General features: G+C 71.6%; 14 protein-coding genes. 10 read left to right on the top strand and 4 right to left on the bottom strand.

Annotated elements, in window-relative coordinates:
* Window positions 1–183: 183 nt before the first annotated feature.
* Entirely contained in the window at window positions 184–987 is an 804-nt protein-coding gene (locus ACRYCC_RS36375) for a murein hydrolase activator EnvC family protein (RefSeq protein WP_433818562.1), read from the bottom strand.
* A gap of 429 nt (window positions 988–1,416) precedes the next feature.
* Between ACRYCC_RS36375 and rpsB the strand changes: the two genes are divergently transcribed.
* The 5 genes from rpsB to ACRYCC_RS36350 all read left to right on the top strand — a co-directional run bounded on the left by rpsB (window position 1,417) and on the right by ACRYCC_RS36350 (window position 5,629).
* A complete protein-coding gene (rpsB, locus tag ACRYCC_RS36370; RefSeq protein WP_433818560.1) occupies window positions 1,417–2,373 on the top strand; it encodes a 30S ribosomal protein S2 in 957 nt (318 codons plus the stop codon).
* A gap of 73 nt (window positions 2,374–2,446) precedes the next feature.
* Window positions 2,447–3,283: a translation elongation factor Ts gene (tsf, locus tag ACRYCC_RS36365; protein WP_433818558.1), complete on the top strand. Its 837-nt coding sequence runs from the start codon at window positions 2,447–2,449 to the stop codon at window positions 3,281–3,283.
* A gap of 123 nt (window positions 3,284–3,406) precedes the next feature.
* Window positions 3,407–4,135 (top strand): UMP kinase, encoded by a 729-nt coding sequence (gene pyrH, locus ACRYCC_RS36360; RefSeq protein ID WP_433818862.1) that lies wholly within the window; start codon window positions 3,407–3,409, stop codon window positions 4,133–4,135.
* A gap of 67 nt (window positions 4,136–4,202) precedes the next feature.
* Window positions 4,203–4,760 (top strand): ribosome recycling factor, encoded by a 558-nt coding sequence (gene frr / locus ACRYCC_RS36355; protein ID WP_433818557.1) that lies wholly within the window; start codon window positions 4,203–4,205, stop codon window positions 4,758–4,760.
* Complete coding sequence (locus tag ACRYCC_RS36350; RefSeq protein ID WP_433818555.1) at window positions 4,760–5,629, top strand: phosphatidate cytidylyltransferase; 870 nt, start codon at window positions 4,760–4,762, stop codon at window positions 5,627–5,629. Before frr ends, ACRYCC_RS36350 begins: the two co-directional genes overlap by 1 nt.
* A gap of 39 nt (window positions 5,630–5,668) precedes the next feature.
* Here the strand turns inward: ACRYCC_RS36350 and ACRYCC_RS36345 are convergent, their stop codons facing one another.
* Entirely contained in the window at window positions 5,669–6,775 is a 1,107-nt protein-coding gene (locus ACRYCC_RS36345) for a suppressor of fused domain protein (RefSeq protein ID WP_433818553.1), read from the bottom strand.
* Between the two features lie 108 nt (window positions 6,776–6,883).
* Between ACRYCC_RS36345 and rlmN the strand changes: the two genes are divergently transcribed.
* From rlmN to ACRYCC_RS36325, 4 genes are all read left to right on the top strand, one after another.
* Complete coding sequence (rlmN, locus tag ACRYCC_RS36340; protein ID WP_433818552.1) at window positions 6,884–8,005, top strand: dual-specificity RNA methyltransferase RlmN; 1,122 nt, start codon at window positions 6,884–6,886, stop codon at window positions 8,003–8,005.
* Window positions 8,006–8,038: 33 nt separating this feature from the next.
* Window positions 8,039–8,581, top strand: coding sequence for a DivIVA domain-containing protein (locus ACRYCC_RS36335; RefSeq protein ID WP_433818551.1), 543 nt, complete (start codon window positions 8,039–8,041; stop codon window positions 8,579–8,581).
* An 87-nt stretch (window positions 8,582–8,668) separates the two neighbouring features.
* Window positions 8,669–9,010, top strand: coding sequence for a DivIVA domain-containing protein (locus ACRYCC_RS36330; RefSeq protein ID WP_433818549.1), 342 nt, complete (start codon window positions 8,669–8,671; stop codon window positions 9,008–9,010).
* A complete protein-coding gene (locus ACRYCC_RS36325) occupies window positions 8,985–9,818 on the top strand; it encodes a YwqG family protein (RefSeq protein WP_433818548.1) in 834 nt (277 codons plus the stop codon). The genes ACRYCC_RS36330 and ACRYCC_RS36325 overlap by 26 nt, the downstream gene beginning before the upstream one ends.
* Window positions 9,819–9,908: 90 nt before the next feature.
* Here ACRYCC_RS36325 and ACRYCC_RS36320 read toward each other — a convergent pair whose 3' ends face one another.
* Together ACRYCC_RS36320 and ACRYCC_RS36315 are read right to left on the bottom strand one after the other, a co-directional pair.
* Window positions 9,909–10,598: a hypothetical protein gene (locus ACRYCC_RS36320; RefSeq protein ID WP_433818547.1), complete on the bottom strand. Its 690-nt coding sequence runs from the start codon at window positions 10,596–10,598 to the stop codon at window positions 9,909–9,911.
* Window positions 10,595–11,314, bottom strand: coding sequence for an ATP-binding cassette domain-containing protein (locus ACRYCC_RS36315; RefSeq protein WP_433818546.1), 720 nt, complete (start codon window positions 11,312–11,314; stop codon window positions 10,595–10,597). The genes ACRYCC_RS36320 and ACRYCC_RS36315 overlap by 4 nt, the downstream gene beginning before the upstream one ends.
* Before the next feature lie 170 nt (window positions 11,315–11,484).
* On the opposite strand from ACRYCC_RS36315, the gene ACRYCC_RS36310 reads away from it, so the two are divergent.
* Window positions 11,485–11,913, top strand: coding sequence for an HIT family protein (locus tag ACRYCC_RS36310; RefSeq protein ID WP_433818544.1), 429 nt, complete (start codon window positions 11,485–11,487; stop codon window positions 11,911–11,913).
* Window positions 11,914–12,037 lie beyond the last annotated feature (124 nt).

Genomic DNA, 12,037 nt, shown 5'->3' with positions numbered 1-12,037 from the left:
CGGTGGGCGTATCCGCCGGTCCCGGCGGCGAAGGACCGGCGAAGGACTGGAGAGGACCCGGTGGCGGCAGGTAGGCACCTGGATTCCACCCGGTACACGGCGTGAACCGCAGGCCGGTGGCCCGGAGTGCCGGAAGTCCTCGGACGGGGCCTCGTGGTCCGCCGGGCAGGGGAGGCCCGTCGGTCATCCAGAGCGGGCGCAGCGGCGGCGCCGGCGCTCCCGGGCCAGGTCGATCACGCCGCCCGGGGGCCTGCGGCGCAGCGGGAGGCGCCGCCACGCCAGCATGAGGGTGAAGGCCACCAGCATCCCGGCCACCAGGCCGCCGCCCGCCTCCCTGATGCCGCCGGCGGAGCCGGCCAGGGACAACGCGGGCCCGGCCGCTGCCCCGCCGGGCCGGTGGCGACCCGGCCGGGCCGATCCGGCGGAGGGCGGGCGTTCCCGGGCCCCGGAACCGTACGGCACGGCGGGGTGCGGGCCGGGCGGACGCGAGGCGTGTCCTGCCGGGGGAACGCCCCACACCGGGAGCAGCCGCACCTGGACGGGGCGCACCAGGGACAGCGGATCGAGGTAGACCGGGCCGCGCAGCAGCCCCCAGTGCAGGCACACGCGGGGCCCGCAGTGGCCGGGCAGGTCCTCCACGACCCCGATCCGGTCTCCGGCCGCGACCCGGCGGCCCGGCCGCACCGACGGCCGCACCGGCAGATAGGTCGTCCTGAGGGCCGGGCCGTGCAGAATCGCGATCACTCCCCGGCCGGACAGCCGCGCCGCGTACGAGACCAGCCCCGCGCCCGCCGCGTACACCGGCTGGCCGGGGCGGGCCGCCAGATCCACGCCCCGGTGGCCGGGCCCCCAGGGCACGGCGGGTGGCGAGAACCCCCGCAGCACCGCGGGCACGGGGGCCAACGGCCAGCGCCAGGAGGCGCCCGGGACCGTCGACGGGCCGTTGAGCAGGCTCAGGCAGCACAGCAGCGTCGTCAGCACGTTCATGTCCCGCAGCCTGGCCGGTGACCGGCACGAACGGCCAGCCCCCGGCCGCACTGTGGATAACCCCGCACGCAGAAGCCCGGCAAAGGTCCGTGCAACAGCCCACCGCAACCCGCCGGAAGCCCGCCACAACCCGAGGGAGGCCCGAGGGAAGCAGGCCGGCAACCCGAGGGAAGCCTGCCGGAAGCCCAGGGGGAGTCGTGCCGATGACCGGCCGATTCCACGACCCGGCCGGTCATCCCATAGACTCATCAGACGGCCGTAGGCGGTTGCACCACCCACGGCTGAATTCACGCGCCCGCAGGCCATCGGCTCTCAGAGCCAGCGGGGCACATCTCTCGGTCCGCCGCGCAGCGGCGGCGGGATGTGTCGCGGGCGCAACAGGTAACCGAGACATGGCCCGATCGCGGGTCAGACAGGAGAACACGGGCTATGGCTCCCGTCGTCACCATGCGCCAGATGCTGGAGAGTGGTGTGCACTTCGGCCACCAGACTCGGCGCTGGAACCCGAAGATGAAGCGCTTCATTCTCACTGAGCGCAACGGCATCTACATCATCGACCTGCAGCAGTCGCTGTCCTACATCGACCGGGCGTACGAGTTCATCAAGGCGACCGTCGCGCACGGCGGCTCGGTGATGTACGTCGGCACCAAGAAGCAGGCCCAGGAGGCCATCGCCGAGCAGGCGCAGCGCGTCGGCATGCCCTACGTGAACCAGCGCTGGCTGGGCGGCATGCTCACCAACTTCTCCACCGTGCACAAGCGGCTCGTCCGCCTCAAGGAGCTCGAGCTCCTCGACTACGACGACGTCGCCGGCTCGGGCATGACCAAGAAGGAACTCCTCATGCGCAAGCGTGAGAAGGAGAAGCTCGAGCGCACCCTCGGCGGTATCCGCGACATGACGCGCGTCCCCAGCGCGATCTGGATCGTGGACACCAAGAAGGAGCACATCGCGGTCAGCGAGGCGCGGAAGCTGAACATCCCGGTCATCGCGATCCTCGACACCAACTGCGACCCGGACGAGGTCGATTTCCCGATCCCGGGCAACGACGACGCCATCCGCAGCGTGAGCCTGCTGACCCGGGTCGTCGCGGACGCCGTCGCCGACGGCCTCATGGCCCGCTCGGGCGCCGCCACCGGCGACGACAAGCCGGCCGAGGCCGCGGCCGAGCCGCTGGCCGAGTGGGAGCGTGAGCTGCTCGAGGGCAAGACCCCGGAGGCCGCCGCGGTCGGCGCCGCCGCCGAGGAGCCCGCGCCGTCCGAGCCCGTCGCCGAGGCCGTGCAGAGCGCTTCGGAGGAGGTCGTCGAGGCCGCCACCGAGACCCCCGCGGCCGAGACCCCGGCGGACGAGGCCCCCCAGGCCGAGGCTCCCGAGGGCGAGCAGGCCTGATCGTGAGTGCGCCCCCCGGCGACGATGCCGGGGGGCACACCGAGCTCGAACCCACGACGAGAGAGACACAACGATGGCGAACTTCACCGCCGCGGACGTCAAGCGGCTCCGTGAGCTGACCGGCTCCGGGATGATGGCGTGCAAGAACGCGCTCAGCGACGCGGAGGGCGACTTCGACAAGGCGGTCGAGCTCCTGCGCCTCAAGGGCGCCAAGGACGTCGGCAAGCGCGCCGAGCGCACCGCCGGCAACGGCCTGGTCGTGACGCACTTCAACGGCGACACCGACGGCGTCCTGCTCGAGCTCAACTGCGAGACCGACTTCGTCGCCAAGAACGAGCAGTTCATCGAGCTCGCGAACCGCCTCGCCGAGTTCGTGGCGACCGAGGAGCCGGCCGACGTGGCCGCCGCCCTGGGCGCCGAGATCGAGCCGGGCAAGACCGTGCTGGCGCTGGTCGAGGAGCACAACGCCAAGCTCGGTGAGAAGCTGGAGCTGCGCCGCTTCGCCCACTTCAAGGGCGCGTTCGTGACCAGCTACCTGCACAAGTCCGACCCGCAGCTGCCCCCGACCACGGGCGTGCTGGTCGAGCTCGACCAGGTCAACCCCCAGATCGCCAAGGACATCGCGCAGCAGATCGCGGCGATGTCGCCGAAGTACCTCACCAGCGAGGACGTCCCGGCCGAGGCGGTCGAGAAGGAGCGGGCGCTCGCGGAGCAGATCACCCGCGACGAGGGCAAGCCCGAGCAGGCCATTCCCAAGATCGTTGAAGGCCGGGTCAAGTCCTACTTCAAGGACTTCGTGCTGCTGGAGCAGGCGTTCGTCAAGGACAGCAAGAAGACGATCGCCAAGGTGCTCGACGAGGCCGGTGTCAAGGTCACGCGCTTCGCGCGCTTCAAGGTAGGGCAGGCCTGAGCCCCTCCTGGAAGGGTAGGGCTCACGTAACTGCAGTCAAGCGATATTCAGGAGGCCGCCGTCGTGCCGGACATCACCACCAATGACACGACGGCGGTCTCTTCGTCCTCGTCGGGGTCTCCGTTGAAAATCCCGCATGGCTGGCGCCGGGTGCTGCTCAAGCTCTCCGGTGAGGCCTTCGCCGGGGGCGAGCCCCTGGGCATCGACTCGGCCGTCGTGCAGCACGTGGCGAAGGCGATCGCCGACGCCGTGCGCGAGGGCGTACAGGTCGCGGTGGTCTGCGGCGGCGGCAACATGTTCCGCGGCGCCCAGTTGTCGGAGCGGGGCATGGACCGGGCCCGCGGCGACTACATGGGCATGCTCGGCACCGTCATCAACTGCCTGGCGCTCCAGGACTTCTGCGAGAAGCTCGGCCTCGACACCCGCGTGCAGACCGCCATCACCATGGGCCAGGTCGCCGAGCCGTACATCCCGCGGCGGGCGATCCGGCACCTGGAGAAGGGCCGGGTGGTCATCTTCGGCGCCGGGCTCGGCCAGCCGTTCTTCTCCACCGACACCTGCGCGGCCCAGCGCGCCCTGGAGATCGGGGCGGAGGCGGTGCTCAAGGGCACTCAGGTGGACGGTGTCTACGACGCGGATCCCCGTAAGAATCCAGATGCTGTCAAGTTCGACCGGCTGGACTACGGTGAGGTTCTCAGCCGGGGGCTGAAGGTGATGGACGCCACCGCCATCAGCCTCTGCATGGACAACGACCTGCCCATCGTCGTCTTCGACCTGATGGGTCAGGGCAACATCATCCGGGCCGTCCGGGGTGAGAAGATCGGCACGCTGGTCAGCCCGGCTGACAACTGAACCGGCCTCTGGTCGGGGGTGGGTCCCCGATCGCCGGCCGGAGACAACACGCGACACGGGAGCCGAAGTGATCGACGAGATCCTCTTCGAAGCCGAAGAGAAGATGGAAAAGGCGGTCGCGGTCGCCAAGGACGACTTCGCCGGCATTCGCACCGGACGGGTCACCCCCGCCATGTTCAACAAGATCACCGCTGAGTACTACGGGACGCCCACGCCGGTCAACCAGCTCGCCTCGTTCACGCTGCCCGAGCCGCGGATGGTCATCGTGCAGGTCTTCGACAAGGGGTCGATGTCGGCGGTCGAGCGGGCGATCCGGGACAGCGACCTCGGAGTGAACCCCAGCAACGACGGCAACGTGATCCGCGTGGTCTTCCCGGAGCTCTCCGAGGAGCGCCGCCGGGAGTTCATCAAGCTGGCCGGTACCAAGGCCGAGGACAGCAAGATCTCGATCCGTAACATCCGGCGCCGGGCGAAGGACACACTGGACAAGCTGTCGAAGGACGGCGAAGCCGGTGAGGACGATGTCCGCCGTGCTGAGAAGGAGCTCGAGGACGCGACGCACAAGTACGTCGCGAAGATCGACGAGCTGCTCGAGCACAAGAAGGCAGAGCTCCTCGAGGTTTGATGGAGCTGGAGCAGGCCCCCGAGCCGCCGGACGAACCCACGCCGGCCAAGAAGAAACGCGGCCCCGGCCGCAACCTCCCCATCGCGATCGGTGTCGGTCTGGGCCTAGGCGGCCTGGTGCTGGTCTCGCTTTACACCATCAAGGTGATCTTCCTTGTGGTGATGGCGGTGTTCATGGCCGTCGGCCTGCGCGAGCTCGGCCAGGCGATGGCCACCCGCGGTATCCGGGTCCCGGCCGTACCGCTGTTGCTCGGCCTGGTCGCCGCCGTCGCGTTCGCCTACTGGCAGGGCGCGGCCGGGCTGGCCGGTGCGTTCACCCTGACCGTGCTGACCCTGATGATCTGGCGGATGCCCGCGGGCGCCGACGGCTACGTACGGGACACGACCGCCTCGGTCTTCATCGCCTCGTACCTGCCGTTGATGGGCGGCGTCGTCGCCCTGATGCTGGCGCCGGACGACGGCGCGGCCCGCATCGTGATCTTCATCGCCGTCACCGTCTCCAGCGACATCGGCGGATTCTTCGTCGGGGCCTTCCTCGGCAGGCACAAGATGGCCCCCACCATCAGCCCCAAGAAGACCTGGGAGGGCTTCACGGGCTCGACCCTCACCTGTATGGCCGTCGGCTCCTGGCTGGTGCCCTGGCTGCTGCACGGTGAGATCTGGGAGGGCGCCGTGCTCGGCGTGGCCGTCGTCTGCATGGCCACCGTCGGCGACCTCATCGAGTCGATGATCAAGCGGGATCTCGGCATCAAGGACATGGGGACGCTGCTGCCGGAGCACGGCGGGGTCATGGACCGCCTGGACTCGCTGCTCGCCAGCGCGCCGGTCGTCTGGCTGGCCCTGGAGGCCTTCGTCCCCCAGGGCGGCTGACGTCCCTCCCGCCGGGCCGGTCACCGGCCCGGCACGGGGTCACGCGGTGATCCAGGACCGCCCGGTCTTGGTCAGGTGCCGGAGCAGCGTGGTGGACCCCTCCCGGGCCGCGAGGGCACGTTCGTCCGCGGTGATCGGCACCAGCCACAGCCACCGTACGGAGTCGTCGCCCACCTGGAAGCCGGACAGGTCGGGGCCGGGCTGTTCGGGGGTCAGCTCCGCGGGGTCGTCGATCAGCATCGCACCGGCCCATCGCTCGCCCATGGGGAAGGCGGCGGACCGGTCGGCCCACGCGATGACGCCGCCGGAGACCAGCCGGGTCGCCGTACGCCACGGGTGCGGCGCCAGCCAGGCGAGCACCTGACCGGCGGGCCCGCTCGGCAGCGTGGTGGCCAGGGCCAGCTCAACGCGGTCGTACGGGGCCGTGTTCTCCTCGTGCGGGCGTGCGGCGGGCATCCGCTGCCGGCTCATCCCGAGCGTGCTCAGGACCGTGTAGGGGCGGTCCTCCCGTGCGGGCCGTTCCGACACCGCGATGAGCGGGCCGCCGGCCTGACCACGGGCGACGTCGTGCACATACTGGCCACCGGGGCCGAGCCGGTTGAGCAGGTGGCCCAGCGCGGACTGCTGGAAGTCGCCCCAGGCCGTGGCGTCCCGCTGCCGGGCCCAGTACTCCCGGGCCTGCTCGATCGGGGAGCCGAACTCCACCTCGCCGAACGGCAGCGCGAACGGGCCCTGCCCAAGGGCGTCGCGGCTGTATCCGGGCAGGCCGCGGCCGAGATCCGACCAGCCCGGGATCACGCAGAGCGGCTCACCGCCCTCCAGCACCGCCGCGCCGTCGCCCTCCTCGAACCACACGACCTCCAGGGCCGTGGGGTCCAGCGGGCTCCTGCCCTCCGGTTCGCTGGTCAGCGCGGCCGGCAGCGCCGGTGCCAGGCCCGCGCCGAGGCGGGCGAGGTCCAGGCCGGCGGGCGCGGACTCGTGGTTGGCGATCCAGGCGGCGCCGATGACCGAGCCGCCGGGGTCGCGCACATAGGCGACCGTGCTGACCGCGTCGGCTTCGATGTCCAGCCGCCGGCTCCGGTACGGGCTCGTGTCACTGAAGACGATCTTGCTTGAGCGGCGGGGTCCCCTGCGCAATACCGACATAAGGCAGGACTTTAGTGTGATCAGCGGCCTGAGGGAGCGCTTTGCCACGACGCTCCTGCCGGGCTGGATGGCGCGGCCATCCCCGGGAGTTTGCGACACTGGGGGGTGATGTCAGACAGCTCCAGCCCCCGTCCCGGCCAGCTCACCTTCGCCGCGCCCCGCCGCGCGAAGCCGCCCCGGCACCTCGCCGACCTCACGTCGGCCGAGCGCAGGGCCGCCGTCGCCGAGCTGGGGGAGAAGCCGTTCCGCGCGGATCAGCTGTCCCGGCACTACTTCTCCCGGCTGGTGGACGACCCCGCCGAGATGACCGACCTGCCCGAGGCGCTGCGCGACCGGCTCGTCGCGGAGCTGCTGCCGACGCTGCTCACGCCCGTACGCGAGATGACCGCCGACCGCGGCATGACCAGCAAGGCGCTGTACAAGGCCTTCGACGGCACGCTCATCGAGTCCGTGCTCATGCGTTATCCGGAGCGGGTGACCATGTGCGTCTCGTCACAGGCGGGCTGCGGGATGAACTGCCCGTTCTGCGCCACCGGCCAGGCCGGGCTGACCCGCAACCTGTCCACCGGCGAGATCGTGGAACAGGTGGTCGCGGGGGCCCGGGCACTCGCCCGGGGCAAGATCGCCGGTGGTCCCGGCCGGGTCTCCAACATCGTCTTCATGGGCATGGGGGAGCCGCTGGCGAACTACCGGGCGGTCCTCGGCGCCGTCCGCCGCATCACCGACCCGGCGCCCGGCGGCCTGGGCATCTCGCAGCGCTCGGTGACGGTCTCGACCGTCGGCCTGGTGCCCGCGATCGAGAAGCTCGCCGCCGAGAGGCTCTCGGTGCGGCTCGCCGTGTCCCTGCACGCCCCCGACGACGAGCTGCGCGACACCCTCGTGCCCATCAACACCCGCTGGAAGGTCGGCGAGGTGCTGGACGCCGCCTGGGCGTACGCGGAGACGTCCGGCCGCCGGGTCTCCATCGAGTACGCGATGATCCGTGACATCAACGACCAGGCCTGGCGGGCCGATCTGCTCGGCAGGCTCCTGAAGGGCCATCTGGTGCACGTCAACCTGATCCCGCTGAACCCGACCCCGGGGTCGAAGTGGACGGCGTCGCGGCCGGAGGACGAGCGCGAGTTCGTGGCACGGCTGGAGGCGCACGGCGTGGCGGTCACCGTCCGTGACACCCGGGGCAGGGAGATCGACGGGGCCTGCGGCCAGCTCGCCGCGGCGACGAAGACCTGACCCCGCGACCAGCGCGCGTGTCACAATCAGGCCGTGGTGATCGGGTCGTCCTTCCCGGTGCGGCTGCGCGGCTACGACCGCGGCCGTGTCGACGAGGTCGTCGCACGCATCGAGGGCACGCTGGGGCGCGTCCCACTGACCGGTGCGCCGGTGACCGGCCAGGAGGTTCGGGAGGTACGCTTCAGCGCGGTCTTCCGGGGCTACGACCGGCGGGCGGTGGACGAGAGGCTGCTGGAGTACATCAGGGAGCTGGCGGCGCGTGAACGCGGGTCGCGGACCCCGGGCTCCGTGCGGCGGATCGACGGGCTGCCCGATGCCGGATGGCTCGTCGACTGGGTCCGGCAGTCGCGGTTCGGGGTGACCCGGTTCAGGGCCGGCTACGCCGAACGCGACGTGGACGCCTTCCTGGACCGGGTGGTCGCGGGGATGTGCGGGGCGGCTCCACCGGTGAGCTTCCACGATGTCCGCGACAGCGTTTTCCGTACCGTACGGCTCCGCCCCGGCTACAACGAGGTGGAGGTGGACCGTTTCCTCAACCAGCTCGCATCGGCCCTGGAGGCACTCGACACGCCGTAATGGCTGGCCGATTCCGGCCGATGGTCGATAATTCGTCCGGCTGACCGCCGGTCACGTGCCCTAATCTGCCTCAGGAGGTGTCCCGACATGCCGCACTTCGACGTCCTGCTCCGCGGCTACGCCCAGGACGAGGTGGACGCACTGGTGGCCCGCATCGAGGGAACCCTCGGGCACGCTCCGCTGGTGGACCGCCCGGTCACGGCCGAGCGGGTACGGCAGGTGAACTTCACCGTGGTCATGCGCGGCTACGACCCGGACGCCGTCGACCACGCGCTCCTCGGCTACGTCCTGCTGCTGGAACGGCGCGAGCGCGAGTCCAGCGGTCAGTGGCGGCTGATCGGGTTGTCCACAGATTCGGAAACCCCCTTGGCGAAGTCGGCCCGGCCGGGAGACGCTACGGGACATGGAGTGGATCGCTACTCACCGTGACCGTCTGGTGTCGTTGTTCGGTGCCTACTACCCGCCCGACACGGTGCGGGCGATCCTCCGGCTGATCCGGCCTGCCCTGCGCCTCACCAGCGCCGGGACCCGCCCCGGGCCCGCGCGGCCAGGGTCCGCGCGACCCCGGTTCTCGCCCCCGGGTTCGGCACGGCGATCGTTACGGTCCGGATTCTCGCGGGCGGGCGGTCCGCCGTTACTGCCGCCGGATACCGCCCGGCCGACCTGGGCGGGCCGGCCGCTGGACTTCCTGGCCGTCATCGACTTCGCCGAGATGGCCGGCGTGCTGAGCCTGCCGGAGCTGCCCGCCACGGGGGCCGCCTACTTCTACTACGCCGCGGAGATCCCGCGGCCGTGGGGCGATGACCCCGCCGAGCGGGACGGCTGGCGGGTCCTGTCCGGCACCCCCGCCGAGGCCGTCCCGATGGCGGGCGGGACGAGCGCGGCTCACGCGGTGCCGCTGGCGGCGGAGCCGCTCCTGTCGCTGCCCGGGCCGTACGAGCCCTCGGTGCGTGCGCTCGACGCCACCTGGAGCGGCTTCCTGGACGTCTACGAGCAGTTGTACGAGGCGTGGCTGCGCTTCGCCTGGGCGGAGCTGCCCCGGCATCAGCTGGCGGGCTGGCCCATCCTCGTCCAGCGTTCGCTCGGCGAGGACCAGCGGCTGCTGCTCCAGCTCGACTCCGACGAGCGGCTGGGCCGGTGCTGGGGAGACCCGGGCACCGTCTACTTCCACGCCCGGGCGGGCGACCTGAGTCGCGGCGCCCTGGACCGCTGCCGCCTGACGCTCCAGGCCCGATGACCCGACCGGTCCAGGCCTTGATCAGTGCCCTTCGCGGCTCCAGCCCCGGTCGTTCCCGGTCCCCGGGTCCCGCTTCCTGACCAGGGCGGGTCAGGGGCGATGACGGCGGATCAGGACGTAGCCCAGGCCTACGGCGGCGGTCCACAGGGCGATGTGCACGGCCACCGCGGGGAAGGCGGCCGCGAACGCGCCGGGGCCGTGGTGCGCGGCCCGCAGCCAGCCGATCATCGGCAGCGACAGCGGGCTGAGCGGCCCCATGCTGAGCAGCAGGATGGCCAGCGAGGCCCCCAGCAGCACCAGGACCGACATCGCCGCAGACGTGATCACCGCCCGGCTGGTCCAGGCACCGACGACCGTCGCGGCGGCCGCCACGAGCACGTTCAGGGCGATGCCCGTGAGCAGGGCGGGCGCCTCCAGCCCGACCGCGAGGGCCTGGACGAGCGGTAGCGCGAGCAGCAGGGCGGCGAGGCAGAGGTTGACCGCGTATCCGGCGAGCAGCCCGGCCAGCGCCGGGGTGTGCCGGCCGCCCACCGAGACGGCCGACAGCTCCCGCTGCACGTCCGGCTGGGTGTCCAGCAGCCCGCGGGTGACCCACGCCCCGATCGGCAGCAGGAAGGCGGCCACATCGGCCAATTCGCCGATGGCCAGCTCCGCGGCCCGCGAACCGCTGGGTCCCTGGGCCAGGACCACGATGAGCAACAGCGCGATGATGATCAGCGGGTGCAGGACGCGGAACGACCGCAGGTAGCCCGCGACCTGGAACCGGAAGAGGGCGATCACCTGCGTACGCCCCGCACGGCGAGGCCGTCGGCGCGCAGTTTCCGCACCACGGCCTCGGCCTCGTCCGCGGCGACCACGACCTCGATCACGGCCAGCTCCGTGCGCCCGCCGGCGGCGAGCGAGACGGTGTGACCGTCGACCCGCAGCCGGTCCAGGTCCGGCAGGTCGTGCAGGCCGCGCTGGTGATCGCTGACCACGACGGTCGTGCCCGCTTCCGCCAGCTCGGCGAGCAGTGAGGGCAGCGCGGCCCGGGTCTCCGCGTCCAGCCCGGCGAACGGCTCGTCCAGTACGAGCAGCTCAGGGCCGGCCAGCAGCGCCTGGGCCAGCCCGACCTTGTGGGCGCTGCCCTTGGACAGGTGCGGCAGCGGCACGGCGAGCAGGTGGCCGAAGCCCAGCCGCGCCGACCATCGCCCGATCGCCGCCTCGGCGTCGGGCAGCCGGCGCATCGCGGCGACGTGCCGCAGATAGGCATCGACCGGGAACGGCTGGGCCGCGGGGAAGCGCTCGGGAGCGAAGCCCACCCGGGCGGGGCGCCCGGTGATGCTCCCGCCGCGGGGCCGGAGGATTCCGGCGATCAGCCGGAGCAGCGTCGACTTCCCGGCACCGTTGACCCCGGTCACCTCGACGATCCGCCCCCGCGGCACCGTCAGGGTGACGTCCCGCAGCACCCAGGGGTCACGACGCCCGTAACGGAAGGCGACGCTGCTCAGCTCCACCGGCGACTCAGCTCCACAGGCGACTCGGTTCTGCGGTCGTTTCAGTTCTACGGTCGATTCGGCTCTGCGGGCGTTTCGGCCCCCGCAGCGGACCGAGTTCCACAAGCACGGAACCGTACCGCCGGGCGGATAAGGAGACCGTACGGAATCGGCGCGGCAGAATGCCGCCCATGAGTGACTGCGTGTTCTGCGAGATCGTGGCCGGAGAGCGTCCCGCGCACCTGGTGCTGGAGACCGAGGACGCGGTGGCGTTCCTGGACACCAGGCCGTTGTTCAAGGGCCACACACTGCTGCTGCCCCGGGTGCACGTCGAGACGCTCTCCGATCTGCGCCCGGAGCTGATCGGCCCGTTCTTCACCCAGGCCCAGCGCCTGGCGACGGCCATGGAGACCGGGCTGGGCGCGGCGGGTTCGTTCGTGGCGATGAACAACCGGATCAGTCAGAGCGTGCCGCACCTGCACGTCCACATCGTGCCGCGCAACCGCAAGGACGGCCTGCGCGGCTTCTTCTGGCCGCGCACCAAGTACGGCTCGGACGAGGAGGCCGCCGCCTTCGCCACCCGGCTACGGGACGCGCTGCCGCCCGCCGTCGGAACGTGATCGGCGACGGACCGACACCAGGACGCCGGGGCCGAGACGGCGAGCAGACCGGCATCACCACCTGCATCCCAGACCTGCATCCCAGACCGGCATCACGGCGGGTCAGGGCCGAGATCACGGCCGG

The organism is Actinomadura scrupuli (assembly GCF_050971785.1).
Lineage (GTDB): Bacteria > Actinomycetota > Actinomycetes > Streptosporangiales > Streptosporangiaceae > Actinomadura_E > Actinomadura_E scrupuli.
This window is presented reverse-complemented; position numbering and strand designations above follow the sequence as displayed.